Here is a 20,755-nt window from a genome sequence, read left to right as displayed (position 1 = left end):
CATAAAAAAACAGCCTCGTCAAAAAATTAAAAAAAAAAATAAGACACAAAAAAATAAGACACCCATAAAAAAACAGCCTCGTCAAAAAAAAATTAAAATAAGACACCCATAAAATTAAAATAAGACACCCATAAAAAAAACAAGACATTCAAAAACTGTATTCCCAAAAAGGATCAGAAAATCTATCCTCAAGTAGCGTATCAATGAGACACACAGCGCCATCCAACGAACAAAGGCTGTCCAAGCCATAATTCAGACAATGCAAATCCATTCCGACATAAGTCGAAGAGATAAAGAGAGGGTCTTTGACGTCTTAACTGACTTCTACACTAACCTGTCAGGTACAAACGACTGCAGGCGTTTAAACCTCGAAGCCACTTCTGTCTGGCTTCAAGTGCAAAGGCCTTCATCGCCTCCAGACGGCCAACTGCCCGATAAAAACGATTATTCCATTGCATGGTTTTCAGCCACTCATCCGGATCAATTTCCAGTCTTTGAAGAATAGGAGGGGTACACGACGGGATGGAACCTTTCTTGTCTGTCCTGACAATGCGGCCACTCCAGTCAACCAGTTCCAGATAGTCGTGAAGAAGGTAGGGAAGGGCAACGTCCGCTTCCTGTCCCTGCAAACAGAAAGGTTTCAGGGTCAGCGGCTGTTTTTTAGTCTCAGAATGTTTAACCTGCTCCACTCGTTCCTGAATCGACGTGTAGTTCGACTCTTCCGGTATTTCTGCCTTTCCTGCCCGAATCGGATTCAAGTCAACATAGGCCATGCAGGTCAGTAACGCTGCTTCGTCCAGCAATGCCTGGCTTTTAAAGCGACCTTCCCAGAAGCGTCCTTTACACTCATCTTCTTTGTTGGCCTCACGAGCAAGATGTTCATTCAGGCAGCGCATAAACCAGCTGATATCCGTTAAACGACGCCGGTATTCCTCAGCATATTCATCAATACGGGCCAATTCAGCGCTGCCCAGTTTGTCAGCGGCCAGATGCCTTTGCACCAGAAGTGGACCTCTGAACAAGGTCGTCCAACGATGCAGCACTTCATTCCGTGACCAGCTCCTGGCAGATGACTGATTGATGTGCAAAACCACATGATAATGATTCGACATGACAGCGTAAGCGCAAACTTCGATAGCAAAGACTGAAACCAGTTCCTGAAGTTTATCTACCACCCATTCGCGGCGATGCTCGTAATTCTTGCCAGTAAGGTGGTTCTCTCCACAGAGGTAAGCCTGACGAACACATCTTGCTATGCAGTGGTAATAGGGCGTTGAACCGGGGTCAATCAGAGTATTGCGGGCCTGAGCCATGAACACACCTGTCTGGGTAAAAAATCAGTGATGGGTGAAAAAGTAGACCAGGTGGATGGTAAAGCAAATTTATGGGTGTCTTTTTAAATGCTAACCGGTTAGTTAGTTACGGCAACAACTTGCAGACAAAAGTTTTGTTAGTTGCACTCAAAAAAATTTTATGAACTTTTATTCCAAAACCCAATCTAATTACCAAAATCAATTTTTAAATGTCGTAACTGGTCGAAAGGAAATCCTGACTTAAGTAAAAAACACTATGAATTCTATAAATAACAAGCTCGAAATTACAGATTTACCCTCACCACCACCCGAGCAAGCTCAATCGGCAACAACCACTGCTATCCATGCCGACAGGTCCGTCACTGTACCTGACAGGCAGATACAATCTTTGCTGCATTTATTATCCACAACATCATATTCCCTCATCTTCAGATATTTGTCGCTCCGGGATATTCACCGCTTAAAACAGGTATGCACCCACTTTCGCGATGCTATTAAAAGCGATAACGCCCTGGCAAAAGCGTGGTTTCGTCGGTTTCCTTTATCACACCAGTATCAACTGAGAAAAACCATCACTACAAAAAGTAATCAACAAGTCCATGATTGGCTTGGGTCGTTTACGAACGATAAGGCCTTATTGACGTCACTTACCCATCTCCAAAAGACGGGTGCTTCTGTACCTGCTCTGCTATTTTTCACCAAGACTGTACTTATGTCTCAATACAAAACATTCAAGTTGGATACAAAAACCATCATTGAAAGAAATTACCAATCCCGTTCAGCCACCCTGAGTGATGATGGCCGTCATCTGATGGTGTTCAATTCTCATAGGACGGTGAAAATCTTCGGTCATGAGGATGATGGATCATGGCCAGAAAAAAAACACATCATTCATGATCATCCTATCAGTTCAGCCACCTTCAGCCCCGATAGTCAGCATGCAGTGACTGCCAGTCAGGACAACACGGCAACAATTTTTGGCTTGGGGAGCGATGGATCATGGGAGCTAAAAACCACCATTAAACATCGACGTAATCTGATGTCGCCCACCTTCAGTCCCGATGGACGCCATTTGGTGACCAACTTTAACGAAAGGACGGCGCAGGTCCATAGCCGGAAAGACACCGGATTATGGGAACAAAAAGTCATCATTCGCCATCACGATAAGGTCACATCAGCCATCTTCAGCTTCGATGGCCGCCATTTGGTGACCATCAGTCACGATAGGACGGCGCACATCCATAGTCTGAGTAACACTGGATCATGGGAACAAAAAGCCATCATTCACCATCACAATATAGTCACATCAGCCACCTTCAGCTCCGATGGCCGCCATTTGGTGACCGCCAGTTGGGGTCACGAGATAAAAATTCATAGCCTGAAAGACGATGAATCATGGGAAGAAACAGGTTCCAGTCGCCAGAGAAGTCCTCAAGTGAAAGCCAGCTTCAGCGCTGATAGCCGCCATCTGGTAATAACCGCTGGATATGACAAGCCAAAAATCTATGGCAAGGCAGCTGATGGATCATGGGTACAGATTTCCCACAGGGCTGATGTCGAATCGGCCACCGTCTCCTTTAGCCCCGATGGCCGCCATTGGGTTACCCTCAATCGTTATGGAGAGTCAGAAATCTATAGCGAGAATGCCTATGAATCATGGAGGCAACAAATCATCTTTCGCAATATTAGCCGCGTCGTCTCTGTCAGCTTCAGCCCGGATGGCCGCTATGTGGTGGGCGCCGGAAGTACCTCGTCTCACTCAACCTTTGGTACGGTATGCATTTATGGTCTGGGAGCCCATGGATTTTGGATTCGTCAAGCCATACTTTTTCATGAACAGGAGGTCTTTTTGGCCAGTTTCAGCCCTGATGGCCGCCACGTGCTAACTACCAGCAAGGACAAAACCACTAAAATCATTGGTCAGCAGACCCGTGGGACATGGGTCGAAAAAGCTATCATTTCCCATGATAGTCGTCTTGTCACAGCCAGCTTCAGCCGCGATGGCAGCCATGTGTTCACTGTTACTGAAGAGGGTACGGTGCAAATAACCGAACTACGGAAGAAAGATTGATTGTTTGCTGTCACTGAATGACGCCATTGCGTCGGCAATCCGGGTAGTTAGAAAGTTCGATTGGTATTAGAGCTGAAAAAAACGACATCTGTTCAATAGATGCCGTTTAACCTCAAAGGCAGTATTTTACTGCTGTGGCGGTAGCAGCAGTGACTGTATCTTCAAAAGCTTGTCTTCAAGTTGTTGCTGATCCGCTTCAGACAGCTTCTCTCTGAATAAACCAACCACATCAAGAAGTGCCGTCTTGAAGGCTTCATTTTGCAGAGTCAGATTCTCATTTTCCTGCATAACAGTAGGCATTTCTTTTTCCAGACGGTATTCCAGATCCTCCAACCGGGTTCTCAAGTACCCCGCCTCTGTCTCCAGTTCAGCATTTCGAAGCACGGTTTTATCGGCAAATTCAAGAGATTCATCCACCTGAGTCTGTTTCTCAAGCTCAATCTGCGCCTTTGCTCTGGTCAGTTTACCGACCTCTTCACGCCACTTTTTCTCTTCTTCTGCCCGATCGCTGGCAATGTGCGCAAATTGCTCACTTTCTGCCTTAACCTCTTTCAGCTGTTTTTTGATATCTGCCACTTCCAGGGCGGCCTCACTGACTCGTTTTTTATAGTCTCTCTTTTGATCCTGAGCCATTTTGAGTTCCTCCCTGAGGTCTGACATCTGCTGCTCCAACTCATTTTTCTTCCTCATAAGCTCCTGATACTGAAAGCGAGAGACACCTCGAGGACCCTGAGCCTGAAGATCGGTCAACCCTGTTTCACCGGTCACAGAAAGAGGTTGAAGTAAAGAATTGGGTTGATGTGTGGCGGTACTGAGACTGACATAGGCTCCCTGATCGTCGAACTCGACGCCGGACTCCCGGAAATCAAAACCGGTACCAGTCCTTGGCACCTGCCCACTGTTTTCTAACAAGACTTTCAACCTGTCAATTTCAGCCATGGCCTCAGCGTGCTCTTGCTGCAACTGTTCCAAATGGCTTTTGGCAGAATTGTAATCCAGCTGAAAGCCTAATTTAGCCGCCTCTTCTTCATGAAGCTTTTGATTGGACTCGTCCAGATCCTGCCTGAGCCGCTCAAGCTGAGCCTTGCGTGCACTTTCCGTCTGGGAAAACAGAGCTTTTTGATCGGAGAAGGCCTTTTGCTTAAGCTGCAGCTCCTGCTCAATAATATCCGCTTTTGAAGCTTTCTCCCTCAGCGTTGCCACCTCACTTCTCAACTCAAGCCGTTCTTTCCCGAGTTCTATTTTGGCCTTCTTCTGCTCATCCCTGAGTCGATAGACCTCTCTGGTGAGCCTGTCTACCTGTTGCTCAAGACGAACAGCATCACTCCTGAACTTTTTGCAGTCTGACTTCGCCTGCGCTACTTCACCGATCGCTCTCTGCTCCGCTTCGGAAACGTTGCTCAGCTGAGCTTTCAAGGCAATGAGCTGTTGATTCAATTCACTCACACTGCGCTCAGACTGGCTATAGTCCTCCTTGAACCGGGTCTCGAATGTCAGCAATGCATCTTCAGCTTTCTCTTTGAGACGCCTCAGTTCAGAGACCTCAACAGTCAGCGATTCAATCTGCTGGGTTTGAGAGCTCCGGGCTGACTGAGCCTCTCTGGAAGCCAGTTTCAGCTTTGTTTCTGATGCCAGCAGCGACTTTGCCAGATCCTCAAGGCTCTTGGCCTGTTGGGTGAATTCTGCTTCCGCTCTGCGCTGCTCTTTTAACACGGTTTGCAATCCAGCTTTCAGGGTAGTCACCTCTCCTTCCAGAGCTGCCCTGGCGGTATTCCACTCCCTGGATTGAGCGATCCAGGTTCTCACTTCATGCTCTTTCTTTTGCAGCGCTTCTTTTACGCTTGTCTCTGCCGTAGAAGCCTTTAGTAATAGAGACCGGGTCTGTCGCAGGTCAGTCTGAACCTGAGCGAGCGTCTCTTTGTTGGCTTTCAGTTCGTCTCCCGTGGCTCTGAGTTGTTCCAGTTCCCTGTTCTGCTGACCCAGCTGAACTTCCAGCGCTGAAACGCGACCGTTAGAGCCTTTAAGCTGAATTTGGGTATCCTTTAACTGTTTTTTCAGCTGCGTTTTTTGAGATTCAAGCTCGGTTAACCGCTCTTTACCCAGTCTGAATTTCTCTTCCAGCCTTTGACTTTTTTCAAAATACCCGGATGCTTTTTCATTCTCCTTTTTCATGGCACCGTTCAGGAACTCAAGCTGAGCCGACAGCTCGTGGTAATGAGCTCTTTCTTTCTCAAGCTGCTTCTTCTTCTCTTTTAACTCCATATTAAGCTGGATATTGGCCTGGCTGGCCTTGATTCGTGCATCAGAGACCTGACTGGCGAAACGTGTTCTGAGTTGACGCACCTCAGTGTCAGAAGACAGCTTGTCGGCCTGCAATTTTTCATTGTGCTCTCGTGCTTCGACGAGCTGGGCTTGCAGCCGTTGAATCTGAGATTGCAGCTGGTTCAGGCCTTTTTCGGCTTTCTTTGTCTCATCCATGACTTGCTTCATTTCTGCGTGGTGGCTTTTCAACTGTTCTTCAATAGCCACAACTCTCGAATGGGCCTGATCTCGCTCACCCCTGATTCTCTGCAAATCTTGCGTCTGATTTTTTGTCAGCGTCTCTAACTGTTCACTTCTGAGTTGCAACGCTGCAAAATTCTCTAAAGGTTCTGATACTGATTTAAGGCTGCTTTGTGCATTATCCAACTGCCTCCTCAAGCGAATGTTTTCAAGCTCTGTTTCAGACTGTTGCCCTTCCTTCCTGGTCCTTTCCCGTAACTGGGCTGTGACCTGATTTAGCTGGAATTTCAGATTGTCAGCCCTTGTGGATTCTGCATTTTTTTCTTTGTGGAGTTTATCAATGGCGTTCTGGAAAATTTTTAAACGACGACTAGCCTCATGCAAATTCGTCTCTAGTGTGCCAGCTGCCTCTTTAACACGTCCCATTCTGTCTTGCTCGGTCAGCGCCTGAATCATTTGTTTTTCACTAAACTCAGCCTGTCGTGTAAGCTCCTGATTTTTTCTATCCAGGTCATGAGCTTCCTCATCTTTATTTGTCAGCAACAGGGTCTTCTGACGCAGCTCATCTTCAAGTGAGCGAACGTGGGCAATTAAAGCCTGCGCGAAGTTAGCTCTTGAAGGATCTTGATCATAAGCTTGCAAATGTCTCTGATCTCTTTGCTGGATATCAGCAAGGAAGCTGTCTTTTAATGTTTCGAACTCATCCAGAAGTTCATTGGCCATTAGCTGTAACGATTGCTGATCCTTGCGCTGACTTTCTAACACGGTTTCATAGAAGGGAATATCGTTACCTAATGCATCTTCAGTCTGTTGCGCAGCTTTCAAAACTTCACAGTAGTCACTATGGAGCTGACAGATAAGCTGGTAATACTCATGAATGCGCTCATCCATTTTCTTCAGCTCAGCCTGAGTTTCAGCATCACTGGCCTGGGCAGGCTGAAGCGAACAGGTTGGCAAAAAAGTACCGAACCAGGATGCAGACGGCTCCAACGCTACCGTCCGGTCCCCCAGAGATTTACCGCCATTCACAAAACGACTATGCTCGGGCCTGGCAGGCAAGGTTGATACCGTCTTTCCTGCCAGCACCATGCTTAAGTTGCCTTTAGAGGCACGACAGCGTCTCCATGCGTACTCCACAGCTTGACCCGGATTCTTGCCAGGTTTCTCTCGTGTTATCCGCCCCCCTTCTCTCCCCAAAAATTGAGATTCAATCAATGCTCTTGCGGGATTGTGTATTGGATTGGACATAGTAATACTCCTTTTACTTCATTAAAAAATTCTTAAACCGTTTGACTATCAGCCCGCCTGATCAGGGGGCTTTCATCTCCGCTTGTCGGGTTGTTCTGTATAAACCTGCCTGGCTGGGCTCTGAGGGTTTCAATCTCCCTTTCCAAAGCTGCCCTGTCGGTCTCCCACTGTCGGGATCGGTTGACCCAGGCAGTGACTTCATCCTCTTTTTGTTGCAAAAGAGATTGGGTCCGTTGCAGGTTATTCTGAAGCTCAGTCAGTGTATTTTTGGGTACCACATCAATACCCTTGGCAGTGAGCTTTTTATGCATATTTTTTAACTTCTTCAGCATATGAGCTTTTTGACTTTCAACTTCAGACAGTTGCTCTTGTGTGGCTTTAAGCATGGTGGCCTTCTGGCGTAAGTCATTCTCAAGCTGCTCAGTCGGTCTTGATTGTTCCAATCGCTCTAAACGGGCTCTGATATCGTCATCCTGATGAGAACCTGCAGTATGTTGAGCTTTTGATATACGCCAATTTAGATGATCAGCCTGTTCCTGGTTTATTCTTATGGTCTCTTGATAGGCACGATCAAGTAAGTCTTTTTCTTCCTGAATTCTTCTTATGATTTCTTGATAGCCACGATTAAGAACTGCATTTTCTTCCCGGATTGTTCTTATGGATTCCTGATAGTTACGGTTAGCTTCTGCTAAATCCTTTTCCAGCTTCTCAGCCCGTCTGGTTAGCGCACCTTTGTCTTCATGGATTTTTCTTTCGGAGCCAGGATTAGCTTTGGCCAATTGACTCTTCAGTTGCTCATTCTGACGGGATAGATCAGCATTTTTTGCACTGATTCTTAGTACGTAAGATTCAGACTCTTCTAAGCGCCTTCGAACTTCTAGCAAATCCCTGCTCTGATTGTTATTCAATTCTTCTAGCTGAACTATTCTTTCATTTTGATCTCGAGAAGACTTTACGATGCGATTAGCTGACTCTAAATCCTGCAACAGCTTTAGAATCTGTTGGGGATCCGAAAATTTTTTCAGCCCGATTTTGGAAAAGGCATCATCCAACTGCTTTTTTTCTTCCCGGATGGTTTTAATTTCTTTCTGAATCGATGTTGAATTACTATTAACATTTCTTATGACATTCTCTAATTTTCTGACTCTTTCATCAGCAATCGCCTTAATTGATTGCTGGTCACAAGCTCGGTTCAAATGCTCTTTGCTAATCTTAGCCTGTTCTTTAAGAAAGCTGATGTCTGCACCCAGTTCATGGACTTCACGATCTTTGGCTTCAAGCATTTTGGTTTGTTTCTGCAATTTATCAGCCATTAACTGTAATTCTTGCTGCTCCTTATGCTGGCTTTTAGACACTTCTTCATAGAAGGGAATATCGTCGCTCAATGCCGTTTCTGTCTGCAAAGCAATTTCCAGCGTTTTAGTGAGCTGGCTATGGAGCTGGCAGATGCGCTGATAATACTGCTGAAGACACTCATCCATTTTATCCAGCTCGGCCAGGATTTCAGTCTTACTGGCCTGGACAGACTTTCCTGAATCGGTTGGCGAACGTTGCCAGAATGAAGAAACTGCCACTGTCCGCGACTTCAGACTTTTAAAACGGCTAGGCACAGGGGGTTCAGGCAAGGCTTCTACGATCGTAGCTTTGCGCATCTTGCTTAATATCTCTGTAAGAGCTTTGCATTGATGCAATGAATAGATCGCAGTATGGCGCGTATGGTTGCTGGGCAACTCAGATGCCAACTCAACATCTTGATTAACCAAAATGTTAGATTCGAGCGGTCGGTTTGCTGTGCCTGCTGGTGTTGCCATTGTATTACCCCCTTTACACTATGCAAAAATTCATAAGCCGTCTGACTGTTAACGAGCCTGATCCGGTGAGGCTTCTGTCTCTGCTATGCCCTTCTGGCGTAACTCATTCTCAAGTTGCTCAATCCGCCTGGATTGCTCTATTAATTTTATCTGGGCATCGATAGCCTTTTTCTGATAATGATCTGTTGCTTGCTGAGCAATTGATAAATGCTTCTCCAGAGCTTTAAGCTGGCTGGATAGCCTGTGTTTTTCTGCATGCCCCTTTTTTACTGCGTTTGCATGCTCACTTGCGTTACGATCAGCACTTTTCAGACTCTCCTTCAGTTTCCGAAGCTGTTTGTCTTTTTGATTCATTTTATTCCTCGTACCGGCCACGAGATCTTCAGCAGCTTTCGAGCGATCCCTGGCGTCTTCTAAAAGTCTCTCCAGATCTTCAATCCGTTCGGATAGTGCAGTTTTTTCTTTAAGGATTGTGCTTAAGGTATCCTTATCAACATTTGGATCAGGTTGGTCTTTTGCTAAATCCTTATCCTGCTTGTCAGCAGGTTGCCATTTTTCAGCTTTTTCTTGCCGGAGTGTATTAAGCTCTTTCTGCATCGATGTTAGACGAAGATTAGCTTCTCTTAAACTGTTCTCTAACAGTCTGACTGATGCATCTTTACGAATGATTATGTCTTCCACATTCTGCAACTTGAACAATTTATTTCTGCTGCTTTCAAGCTCTCGTGTAAGATCCTGATTTTTTCTAACCAGTTCACCTACTTCCTCATCTTTGGTGTCAAGGATTTTGTATTGTTCTTGCAACTTACCAAACAGTGACCCTATTTTTTGCTGATCATGATGCTGCCTTTCCATCGCACTGTTGTAGAAGGGAAAAATGATCTTCAATTCCGTTTCAGTCTTTAGAGCAACATCCATAGCCTCAGAGTGCTGACTATGGAGCCTGGAGAGCTGCTGATAATCCTCCTGAGTTCGTCTGTCCATTCTCCCCAGCTCAGTCAGAATTTCAGCCTCTCTGTCTTCTAGCTTTTCTGAATCGGTTGACGAGTCATACCGCAGTGAAGAAGCTACCACTTTCCGTGACATCAGACTTTTATCACCGTAAAGAAGATGGCAATAATCAGGACGGTCAGGCAACTTTTCTGCGGTCATGCCTTCGCGCAACAGGCTTAATGTATCTATAACAGCAGAGAATCGATGCAATGAATCCACTGCAGAACTGTCCGCACATTTGCGAGGTGCTTCAGGTGACATCGCAACATTATCATTGACCTTGGGGTCAGATACAAATGAAGGTCCTGCTGCTGATTTAATTGGGTAAGTCATAGTAATACTCCTTTTACACTATTAAAAAATTCATAAACCGTTTGACTGTTAACGGGCCTGATCCATGGAGGCTTCTGTCTCTGCTATGCCCTTCTGGCGTAACTCATCCTCAAGTTACTTAATCCTTCTGGATTGCTCTATTAATTCTATCTGGGCATCGATAGCCTTTTTCTGATAATAACCTGTTGCATGCTGAGCAATTGATAAATGCTTCTCCAGATCGTTAAGCTGTCTGGATAGCCCGTATTTTTCTGCACGCTCCTTTTTTAATGCGCTTGCATGCTCACTTGCGTCACAATTAGCTCTTTCCAGACTATTCTTCAGTTCCCGAAGCTGTTTGCCTAGTGCATGCTTTTCATTCCGCATATCGACCATGTAATCTTCAGCAACTTTCAAGCGTTTCCTGGTGTCTTCTAACAATCTGTCCTGTTCTTCAATCCGTTTGGATAGTGCAGTTTTTTCTTTAAGGATTGTGCTTAAGGTATCCTTATCAACATTTGGATCAGGTTGAACTTTTGCTAAATCCCTATCCGGCTTGTCAGCAGGTTTCCATTTTGCAGCTTTTTCTTGCCGGAGTTTATTAAGCTCTTTCTGCATCGATGTTGAACGACTAAAAGCTTCTCTTAAACTATTCTCTAACTGTCTGACTAATGCTTCATTACGAATGATTATGTCTTCCACATTCTGCAAATTGAACGCTTTATTTCTGCTGCTTTCAAGCTCTCGTGTAAGATCCTGATTTTTTCTAACCAGTTCATCTACTTCCTCATCTTTGGCGTCAAGGATTTTGTTTTGTTCGTGCAACTCAACAAGCATTGACTCTAATTTTTGCATATCATGATGCTGCCTTGCCATTGCACTGTGGTAGAAGGGAAAAATGTTCTTCAATTCCGTTTCAGTCTTTAGAGCAACATCCATAGCCTCAGAGTGCTGACTATGGAGCCTGGAGAGCCGCTGATAATCCTCCTGAGTTCGTCTTTCCATTCTCCCCAGCTCAGCCAGAATTTCAGGCTCTCTGTCTTCAAGCTTTCCTGAATCGGTTGGCGAGTCATACCGTGGTGAAGAAGCTACCACTTTCCGTGACATCAGACTTTTAGCACCATAAAGAAGATGGCAAGGCTCAGGACGGTCAGGCAACTTTTCCACGGTCATGCCTTTGCGCAACAGGCTTAATGTATCCATAACAGCAGAGTATTGATGCAATGAAACCTTTGCAGAAGCGTCCGGAAATTTGCGAGGCGCTTCAGCTGGCATCTCAACATTTTTATTGACCTTGGGGTCAGATACAAATGAAGGTCCTGCTGCTGATTTAATTGGGTAAGTCATAGTAATACTCCTTTTACACTATTAAAAAATTTATAAACCGTTTAACTATTATCCTGGGAAACTTCCATCTCCTCTGACTGGTTGTTCTGTAATAGCATGCTCAGTTTATCCATCAGATTTTCAATCTCTCTTTCCATAGCCGCCCTGGCGGTGTTCCACTGTCTCGATTGATTGACCCAGGCGATCACCTCATCTTCTTTCTGTTGCAAAAGAGACCGGGTCTGTTCCAGCTCATTCTCAAGCTGAGAGCGCATTCTTTTTTCAGCTCTGAGACTTTGTTCTCTACAGGCCAACTGGCTCATCAAATGATTGTTTTCAAGTTCCAGTTCAAACAGTTCCCCCTGAATGTCGTCACGCTCTGTGGTTTTTGGATCTGACTCATTCTCACGTTGGCTCGCTCCCCTGGATTGTTGAGCTTTTTCTTTCCGCATTTTTTTTAAAAGAGCCAGATGAGCATCTGAACAACGACGAGCTTCTGCTAACTCTGCCTCCAGCCCTTCAACCCGTCTGGACAACACATCGTTTTTTTCTTGCATTGCTTTTTGCATTTTTTCTGATTCAACTTGCTGATTATTTGAGAACCTTCTAATTTCTAATAACTTCTGCTTCGTCCTGTAAAATTCTTCGTATTGTTTACCTTTTTCATCCTGCAGCGTTTTAACTATTCCGAATAGTTCATCTCTATCTTTCTTTATTATTTTTAAAATATGCTGATCGCCACGAGCTTGTGCTAAATCCGCCTTCAACTTCTTAAAATCTTCCATGCTCACATGTTTTCCAGCTTCGAAACTGCGAAGGGCAGCTTGAGCCTCTTTTCTTTCTATTCCAACTTCCTTAAGCTCTTCCCGCATCAGAGCTGAACGCTTACGAGATAGACTCAGCTGGTCATCTAATTCTTTGAATAATTCCTTAGTTTGAATGGTTCTGACTTGTTCGTCCGCTACCGAAAACGCTGTATTTTTGCTAAGTACAGCCTGCTGCGTAAGCTCCTGGATTTTTTTATCCATTTCATGAAATTGCTCATTTCGGGCTTCAAGTATTTTCGTCTTCTGATCTAGCGCACTCTCAAGAGAACCTAAGTGTGCAGTCAAAGCCTGAGAGAATTTACTGCCCATTACCGGTAATTCTTCCTGACCCTTATGCTGACCTTGTAACACTTCGATATAAAAAGAAATATCGTTTTCTAATAAGTTTTCAACCTGTTGAGCGACATTCAGAGATTCACAGAGCTGACTGTGAAGCTGGCAGAGGCGATGGTAGTACGCCCTTCTTTGCTGATCCATATTTGCCAGTTCAGCCCAGATTCCATAGCCATTGGCTTCGTTAATCTTGTTTAAAACGCTTCTTGTGCCTACGTTAATCCTGCTTAAAACGCTTGGCATCTCCTCAGTACTATCCTCGAGGGATGGATGCGCTGACACCGTCCGACGATCCAGACATTTAAAATCACTCAAAAGATGGCACTGCGAAGGGGGTTTAGGTAACCCTTCCACAGTGATCCCTTTACGCATCTTGCTTAATGGCTCTGTAAGAGCACTGCATCGATATAATGAATATTCTGCAACGCTGGCGGGATCGTCGCCGGACATCATATCTTTGATCCGAACACTCTGGTCAATTATGTGTGCAGAGGTTGCTGCACCTGTTGGATTTGCCATTGTAATACTCCTTTTACAACGTTAAAAATTCACAACTATTTTGACTATCAACTAGGAGGCTGACCGAGAATAGACTGCCCTACTGCGGCGGCAGCAAATTGGTCTGAAAATCCGCTTTTGTTCGTCAAATAGCTCGCTATTCTCCTCACAAAACCGAATTTTCATCCTCAATTTTCTGCCGTCCTCGCTACGGGCGCTATTCTCGGTCAGCCTCCTAGCCTCATCCAATGTAGCTTTAGTATCAGTCGTCTGGTCGTCCATTGAGAGTGCTCTCAGTTTAGCCCTCAGGTTTTTAATCTTTTTATTCGTCGCTGCCCTGTCGATATCCCACTGTATGGATTCAGCATCCCTTGAGCTCAGTTCAGCCTCTTTCGCTTTCAAAAGAGACTGAGTCTCTTTCAGCTCACTCTGAAGCTGAGAGAACATCTTTTTACTCTTTATCAATTCAAGCACTCTGGTACTGTTCAATTGAGATGAACGCTTCAGCATTTTCATAAAAAGAGCATTTTGACTTACTGTATTGGAGAGTTGCTTTTGTTTGCCTTCAAGCAGTGCGGTTTGATGATGTAACTCATTCGTTAGTTCCTCAACCCGTCTGGATAGCGCATCTTTTTCATCACTGAGTTTTTTTTTGATAGCCTTATCAGTCTCGAAGCGAAGTTTATTTTGTACTGCAAGCTTCCTCAGTCTTTTAATCTTATTGGATTGTTTCTGATAGTCACTTTTATATCTTGCTATACATTTCCTCAGGTTTTTAATCCGCTCGGATTGTTTCTCAGTTTGTTCTTCATGTTCTCTAACGATCTGGTTTTCTCTATCCGAACGTCGTGCATATTCTTTTTTCAATAACGCCAGATAATAATCATTTTCTTTTGATATTTTATATTTTTCTTTCTCGGTTTCGCTAAAGATGCTAGACATCTTCGATAAACGACTATGGTATTCACTCAAAAGCTTCTCTAAATTTTTAATTTTTTCATCAACAAGCGCCTTTGCTTCTTGCTCGTCATGCAGTCGCTTCATTGGCTTTTTGCTATCTTCAAGCGGTAGTGTAAGCTTCTGGAATTTTCTAGCCGGTTCACGAACCTCCTGATCTGCGGCCTCAAACATTTTGGTTTTCTGATGCAGCTCATTAGTCGTTACCTCTAATGCTTGCTGATCCTTAGGCAGACTTAAAAACGCTTTCGTATAGAAGAGAATATCTTCTTCCAATATAGTTTCAGTCTGCCTAGCAAATTGTATAAATTCCATTAACTGCGAGCGGTACTCACAAAGGCGCTTGTAATCATTCTGAATACGTTCATTCATTTTCTCCAGTTCAGCCTCGATTTCAGCCTCACTGGCCTCGCTTACTTTTCGCAGAATAGTTGTCGGGCCCTGACAAGATGAAGATACTGCCACCTCTCGGGACTCCAGATCTTTACGACAAAAAGGGCTATTTTCCGGAGGGGCAGAAAAACCCGACATGATCGTGTCTTCTGTCGGTAATTTTCCTAATGCATCTTTACAAACATAACAACGACGCAATGCATATCTCGCAATGCTGTCCGAATGGCCCCTTGGCATCTCAGATCTAATGGGGTCATGTCCAAGCGGACTCATTGTTAAGTCGAGTGAGTTGGCCATTGTAATACTCCTTTTACAACATTCAAAAATTCATAAACCGTTTGCCTGTTAACGAGCCTCGTCCGGTCCAGCTTCTGTCCCTGCCGTCTGGTTGTCAGTTGAGAGTGCTTTCGGAGTAGCCTTTGCAACCCGGGCACTCACTTTATTCTCTCTCTCTTGCAAGAGAGCCTGAGTCTCTCGCAGATCATTCTGTAGCTGAGATAGCGCCTCTTTGGGTACCACATCAGCGCCCTCGGACGTTAGCCTTTGATGCATATCTCTTAGCCTTTGAAGCAATTGAACGTTTGTGGTTTGCATGTCAGACAGTTGTTTTTCTTTGGCATCAAGCACTGTGTTCTTCTCATGTAACTGCTTCTCTAACTGCTCATTCCGTCTGGATAGCACAGCTTTTTCATGCCGGAGTCTGTAAGAGTCATTCTCCCTCTCATCCTCTTTGAGACTGAGTAACACTCGGTCATAATAGAAATCAAAGTCTTTAATCAATGCCGATTCAGCATCCTCAACAAGGCCCATAACTTCAGTGAACTTTTTATGGAGCTTGCAGAAGCGCTGGTAATCTCCCTGAATACGTTCATGCATTCTTTCCAGCTCAGCCCGGGTTATCTCCAGCTCAGCCCGGGGTCCAGCCTCACTGTCTTCGGTAAGCTTTTGTGATGCAGTTGACTCCTGCAGGGATGAAGAAACGTCCACCGTACGTTTTTGTAGACGTTTACCACCCTCCAGAAGCGTGCAATGTTCTGGGGGGGGAGGTAAAGTCAGGCAGGTCCCGTTCAGATAAATATTGCGTAATGCTTGTCGATAATAACTGCATCGATACAATGCAAACATCGCAGTGCCTCTGTGCGTCTTAGGTAACTCCTGAGCGAGGTCAGTTTTTGCTGAAGGATTTCCTGCGCCAAATGGACCTATCATGTAATACTCCTTTTACAACATTAAAAAATTCACAACTGTTTTGACGATTAACGAGCATACGGGGAGGCTTTCGTCTTTGCCGTCGGGTTGTTAACCGAGAGTGCTCTCAGGCTAGTTCTCAGGGTTTCAATCTCTCTTTCCATAGCAGCCCTGTCGATATCCCATTGTCTGGATTGGGCATCTTTTTCTTTCCTGATTTCGAAAATGGTATTATTACATTCATCTATTTGTTGATAAGCTGCTGATAAATCTTTCTGCAGTTTGTCAGCCCGTCTGGATTGTTTCTCTTTTTCAATCCGGGTTTCTTCTTTGATATCATGATCAGCTTCAACGCGACGGATGTATGCTTCTATAGAACCTTCCCGCCACTTAATAAGCTTGGATAATGTATCTTTTTCTTTCTGCATTTTGCCAAGTTCGTACTGCATATCTTTTATACGACTGTCAGCTAATTTCAGACGTTTCTCTAAATTCATGACTTTTTCATCAACAGGCGACTTTATTTCTTGCACGGCCTGTGGTCGATTCATTGGCTTATTGCTATCTACAGGTTGTTGCATAAGGTTCAGGATTTTCATCTCCAGTTCAAGAGCCTGCATATCTTTGGCCTCATACATTTTGGGTTTCTCATTCACCGCAACAGCCTTTGATTGTAATTCTTGCTGTTCCATATGCGGACCTGCTAAAGCATTCTGATAGAAGGAGATATCGTCATCCAATGCCATTTCTATCTCTAAAGCAACAGCCAAAATTTTCCTTAACCGCTGACTATGTTCACAGAGGCGCGAGTAATTCTCCGACGTACATTCGACGATTTCCTCTCGCTCAGCCTGAATTCCAGCCTCAGTAGTCCCGCTAATCTTTTGTGGATTGGTTAACGAGCCCTGACTGGATGAAACAGCTTCTATCGACCGGGCTTCCAGATGTTTTTCAACCTTCGCAGAAGAGTGTCTAAGAGGCAGTGGAGCAATTGGCCACTCGAAATCTGTCGTTAGCTTGCTTAATTTGTCTTTATATTCACAGCATCGACGCAATGAATACATCGCAGTAGTACCCTGGTGCTTCACGGGCATTGTAGGTGTCGTCTGAACATTCACGCCAGTCACTGATGAAGGACCCATTGCACCTGATGGATTTGCCATAGTAATACTCCTCTGACAACATTTAATTTAATTAGTCATACACCTTTTGACTCTGGCCAGTACGGCTTGTTCCCCTGTTTGGTCCTGAATAACTTTGTTGTTAGCCATTCTGACAAAATTTCCCCAGTCAATAGGGAAATCCGCTACTCTCGCCTTAGACTTATGACTGATTCTCTGTAATATTCATTCCCCCGAAACCGCATTATGAAATGGTCCCGGGCTGAAGAGACGCGGACCCCGAGATTGATGAGAGCAGCATTAACATGATTGACAAGTCCATCCCCCTCACCGACATTCATCGTCATCTGGACGGTAATATTCGCCCCCGGACCATTCTGGAGCTGGGCCAGCAGCACAATCTGGAGTTACCCGCCAATAATCTGGAAGATCTGATTCCCCATGTTCGGGTTATGAGCAATGAGCCTGACCTGGTGAGTTTTCTGGCCAAGCTGGACTGGGGTGTAAAGGTTCTGGCAGATTACGACGCATGTCGTCGAGTCGCCTATGAGAATGTTGAAGACGCCCTGAATGCCCAAATTGATTACACCGAACTGCGCTTCAGCCCTTACTATATGGCCATGACTCACAACCTTGATCCTCAGGGTGTGGTCGAAGCGGTCGTGGACGGTGTTCAGGCCGGCAGCCGTGATTTTGACGTCAAAACCAACCTCATCGGTATCATGAGTCGTACTTTTGGCCAGGAAGCCTGCCAGCAGGAACTGAATGCCTGTCTGGCCTTCAAAGACAGACTGGTTGCGATTGATCTGGCCGGTGACGAGTTCGGCAAGCCGGGCGATCTGTTTGTTGAGCACTTCAAACAGGTTCGTGATGCTGGTCTCAATGTCACAGTTCATGCGGGCGAAGCAGTGGGCGCCGAAAGCGTATGGCAAGCTATTCGTGATCTGGGTGCCACCCGAATTGGCCATGGTGTCAGAGCCATTGAAGACCCGGCGCTGATGGATTACCTGGCCGAGCACCGCATTGGTATTGAATCCTGCCTGACGTCAAATATCCAGACCAGCACTTTCCCAAGCATTGAAAAGCACCCGCTCAGGAAATTCCTGGCACACGGCGTATTAGCCACTATCAATACCGATGATCCGGCGGTGGAAGGCATTGAGCTGCCCTATGAGTATGAAGTCGCGGCGCCTGCTGCTGGTCTCTCCCCTGAGCAGATCCGTCAGGCCCAGGAAAATGGTCTGGCCATTTCTTTTTTGAGTGACGCTGAGAAAGAAGCGCTCAAAGCTGCCAAACACTGAGTATATGGGTCGGGCCTCACTGGTCCGACCTCAATGCTGATCTGGCACATCTCTGGCTATTTCGTTGCCAGAGGCTTTTCCCTCGAAAAAAGCTCTGGCATTGCCCAGTGTGGTTTTGGCAATGGCCACCAGCGCCTCTTCGGTAAGAAAAGCCTGGTGGCCGGTAAAAATAACGTTGTGACAGGCTGAAAGGCGTCTGAAAACATCGTCCTGAATCACCTCATCGGACAGGTCTTCAAAAAACAGGTCCTGCTCGTTTTCGTAGACATCCAGCGCCAGTCCACCCAGAATCCCTTTTTTCAGAGCGTCCATTGCTGCCATTGAATTCAGCAGTTTACCTCTGCTGGTATTGACCAGTAACACTCCGGGTTGCATTTGGTTAAATGCGTCCTCATTGATCATGTACTCGTTGTCTTTCGTTAAAGGGCAGTGCAGGGTGATCAGCTTGCTTTGTTGCAGCAGTTGATTCAGGGAAACATAATCCCCACCCAGATCTTCAAAAGCCGGGTTCGGATAAGGATCGTACCCCAGCAGTTTGCAACCAAAGCCTTTCAGAATACGGGCAGCAGCCAGACCGATTTTGCCCGTGCCAATAACCCCCGCTACACGACCATGGAGGTTAAATCCTGTCAGCCCTTCCAGTGAGAAGTTGGCATCCCGGGTTCTCTGATATGCTTTATGGGTTTTGCGATTCAAGGTCATGATCAGGGCAATGGCATGCTCAGCCGTGGCCTCGGGAGAATAAGCCGGAACTCTTGCTACAGTGATACCCAACTCTTTTGCCGCATCCAGGTCAACATTGTTAAATCCGGCACAGCGCATAAGCAGAAGTCTGATACCATACTCCGCCATGACAGTCAGAACTGGCCGACTGAGATCGTCATTAACAAAAGCGCAGACGGCATCACCCGCTCTGGCCAGGTGAGCGGTTTTTTCATCCAGGTGAATATCAAAGTATTCCAGTTCAAAGCCGGTATCGGCATTGCACAGGTCAAAGAATTCACGATCGTATTTTTTGGCATTAAAGATACAGATTTTCATGATCGGTTCAGGTTCCTCTTTTCACTGGCATGAGCATTTGACAGCCATAAACTCTGGGCAACTGATAAGAATCATAGCGGAATTTTTTAGTGAAAATAGCCTTTCTATGCCAACGTATGGCAGCTCTTCCGGGCTGTGGTTTGATTTGAATCTCCCGGTTTAGCCGGGCAGGCCGGGTCTCGCTGATCAGGCCTTTAACGCCAGGAATTTTACAACACTAAACAGCAAGCAAACCCTAATGATGCGAACTGTTCTTTTGTGAATGTTTGAATGTTTAATCTTTTCTACTACCTTCGACAGAGGATTTAATTAAATGATAGGGATTTTTATGAAAACTATATTTTTTTGGGCGATGCTGATTATCGCCGTGACGGGTTTTTGTTCAGAAGAAAACGAATCTGTTTGTGTTGATAACCGATTTTTTTTCCAAATCGATAACCCCGACGACTATGAAGTGAATATCAAATTTTTGGACGAAAGTTCAAATTTGCTTTATGAGCATGACTTATTCAATGGATTACATCCTGATGCTATAACGAAAAAAGTATTGATTGATTTTTCTTCTCGGGCAATAACGGTGAATTCAATTTCTCGGGTAATAACGGTGAAATCAATCTTGTTAGATGGCAATTCCAAGGTCATAGCCAAAGAAAAGGAAAGTGATACAGATAATAGAATTGAAAAACTTTTACCATCGAACTATCTAATTACCATGACTCGCATCAGCGATCATGATACTAGATTGATCTCCAATCAATGTTATTCATCTAATGATCAGGAAAAGGTTGAGATACTACAAGCTTCTACAAATACTGCTCTAAATCAATTAAACATTTTTGAATTAAATATGAGACTTTTTGGAGTCAGTCAGATAGATGAAAATAAAAAGGAACAATTGTTTGACGAGAAAATTCGTTCTCTTGGCTTTAAAAAAGATGCCTGTGGCAGATATGTTCACATTAACAGTTCATCATTAAATCTAGACGACTGTGCTAGTATTGTTATCCCGGTCCTGTCAGAGCCCGAGTTGCGGTTAAGATAAGGTGCTCTGCAGGGGACAATTCTCTGATGGATCTTGTATAAAAGGGAGAGTGGGTGCTAGCCAGCAGGTTTAAACGCAAGCTGAATGATTCCTGCCTTTGCGAGAATGACTATCGAAGGAGTATCAATGCTACAACTCGTTCCCATGCTCTGAAGTCGTCATTCCCGCGAAGGCGGGAATCCAGCGCCAACGGTGGATCTCTGCCTTCCCGGGGATGACAAGGCCAGGGGGACACCGGGCAGTATGGTTCTGGTGGAGAGTCAGTGTGGATTCCCGCCTTCGCGGGAATGACGAGAATGAAGCCGGGAATGACGGGAGTCAACTCGTTCCCACGCTGGGACCCACAGGGCCTGAAAGCATGGGAACCAGAGTTTTGCGACACCCTCCTTCGCGGGAATGACAACTTCCTACTTAGTTTGATGAACACAACAAGCGGTTTGACAAAATCGAGGATACTCTAGCAGCCTGACCGAGAATA

Annotated in this window: 14 protein-coding genes; 3 read left to right on the top strand and 11 right to left on the bottom strand. The window is 45.2% G+C overall.

Annotated features, from left to right (window positions below; translation table 11 throughout):
• Positions 1 to 329: 329 nt before the first annotated feature.
• Positions 330 to 1,313, bottom strand: coding sequence for a transposase (locus tag ACO6VG_RS08750; protein WP_422473546.1), 984 nt, complete (start codon positions 1,311 to 1,313; stop codon positions 330 to 332).
• A gap of 256 nt (positions 1,314 to 1,569) precedes the next feature.
• Between ACO6VG_RS08750 and ACO6VG_RS08745 the strand changes: the two genes are divergently transcribed.
• A complete protein-coding gene (locus ACO6VG_RS08745; protein ID WP_422473544.1) occupies positions 1,570 to 3,384 on the top strand; it encodes an F-box/WD repeat-containing protein in 1,815 nt (604 codons plus the stop codon).
• Between the two features lie 126 nt (positions 3,385 to 3,510).
• On the opposite strand, the gene ACO6VG_RS08740 is transcribed toward ACO6VG_RS08745, so the two are convergent.
• The 8 genes from ACO6VG_RS08740 to ACO6VG_RS08705 form a co-directional block, all read right to left on the bottom strand.
• A complete protein-coding gene (locus ACO6VG_RS08740) occupies positions 3,511 to 7,134 on the bottom strand; it encodes a hypothetical protein (protein ID WP_422473541.1) in 3,624 nt (1,207 codons plus the stop codon).
• A gap of 32 nt (positions 7,135 to 7,166) precedes the next feature.
• Positions 7,167 to 8,945 carry a hypothetical protein gene (locus tag ACO6VG_RS08735; RefSeq protein WP_422473539.1) on the bottom strand — a complete coding sequence of 593 codons (1,779 nt, stop codon included), beginning with the start codon at positions 8,943 to 8,945 and terminating at the stop codon, positions 7,167 to 7,169.
• Between the two features lie 48 nt (positions 8,946 to 8,993).
• Positions 8,994 to 10,271, bottom strand: a complete 1,278-nt coding sequence (locus tag ACO6VG_RS08730) for a hypothetical protein (protein WP_422473537.1) — start codon at positions 10,269 to 10,271, stop codon at positions 8,994 to 8,996.
• 114 nt (positions 10,272 to 10,385) lie between these two features.
• Positions 10,386 to 11,597, bottom strand: coding sequence for a hypothetical protein (locus ACO6VG_RS08725; protein WP_422473535.1), 1,212 nt, complete (start codon positions 11,595 to 11,597; stop codon positions 10,386 to 10,388).
• 41 nt (positions 11,598 to 11,638) lie between these two features.
• A complete protein-coding gene (locus ACO6VG_RS08720) occupies positions 11,639 to 13,255 on the bottom strand; it encodes a hypothetical protein (protein ID WP_422473532.1) in 1,617 nt (538 codons plus the stop codon).
• 51 nt (positions 13,256 to 13,306) lie between these two features.
• A complete protein-coding gene (locus ACO6VG_RS08715) occupies positions 13,307 to 14,881 on the bottom strand; it encodes a hypothetical protein (RefSeq protein WP_422473530.1) in 1,575 nt (524 codons plus the stop codon).
• Positions 14,882 to 14,929: 48 nt separating this feature from the next.
• A complete protein-coding gene (locus ACO6VG_RS08710) occupies positions 14,930 to 15,793 on the bottom strand; it encodes a hypothetical protein (protein ID WP_422136585.1) in 864 nt (287 codons plus the stop codon).
• A 47-nt stretch (positions 15,794 to 15,840) separates the two neighbouring features.
• Positions 15,841 to 16,935, bottom strand: a complete 1,095-nt coding sequence (locus ACO6VG_RS08705) for a hypothetical protein (RefSeq protein WP_422139708.1) — start codon at positions 16,933 to 16,935, stop codon at positions 15,841 to 15,843.
• Positions 16,936 to 17,198: 263 nt separating this feature from the next.
• On the opposite strand from ACO6VG_RS08705, the gene add reads away from it, so the two are divergent.
• Positions 17,199 to 18,194 carry an adenosine deaminase gene (gene add, locus ACO6VG_RS08700; RefSeq protein WP_422473528.1) on the top strand — a complete coding sequence of 332 codons (996 nt, stop codon included), beginning with the start codon at positions 17,199 to 17,201 and terminating at the stop codon, positions 18,192 to 18,194.
• A 30-nt stretch (positions 18,195 to 18,224) separates the two neighbouring features.
• On the opposite strand, the gene ACO6VG_RS08695 is transcribed toward add, so the two are convergent.
• A complete protein-coding gene (locus tag ACO6VG_RS08695) occupies positions 18,225 to 19,235 on the bottom strand; it encodes a 2-hydroxyacid dehydrogenase (protein WP_422139707.1) in 1,011 nt (336 codons plus the stop codon).
• 328 nt (positions 19,236 to 19,563) lie between these two features.
• Here ACO6VG_RS08695 and ACO6VG_RS08690 point away from each other — a divergent pair, with 328 nt between their 5' ends.
• Positions 19,564 to 20,277, top strand: a complete 714-nt coding sequence (locus tag ACO6VG_RS08690) for a hypothetical protein (protein ID WP_422473526.1) — start codon at positions 19,564 to 19,566, stop codon at positions 20,275 to 20,277.
• 109 nt (positions 20,278 to 20,386) lie between these two features.
• Here the strand turns inward: ACO6VG_RS08690 and ACO6VG_RS08685 are convergent, their stop codons facing one another.
• Complete coding sequence (locus ACO6VG_RS08685) at positions 20,387 to 20,599, bottom strand: hypothetical protein (protein ID WP_422136580.1); 213 nt, start codon at positions 20,597 to 20,599, stop codon at positions 20,387 to 20,389.
• Positions 20,600 to 20,755: the final 156 nt, after the last annotated feature.

This window comes from Endozoicomonas sp. ALB032, from assembly GCF_049310125.1.
Classification (GTDB): domain Bacteria; phylum Pseudomonadota; class Gammaproteobacteria; order Pseudomonadales; family Endozoicomonadaceae; genus Endozoicomonas_A.
Note: the sequence above shows the minus strand (reverse complement) of the source record. Positions and strands in the feature narration are given on the sequence as shown.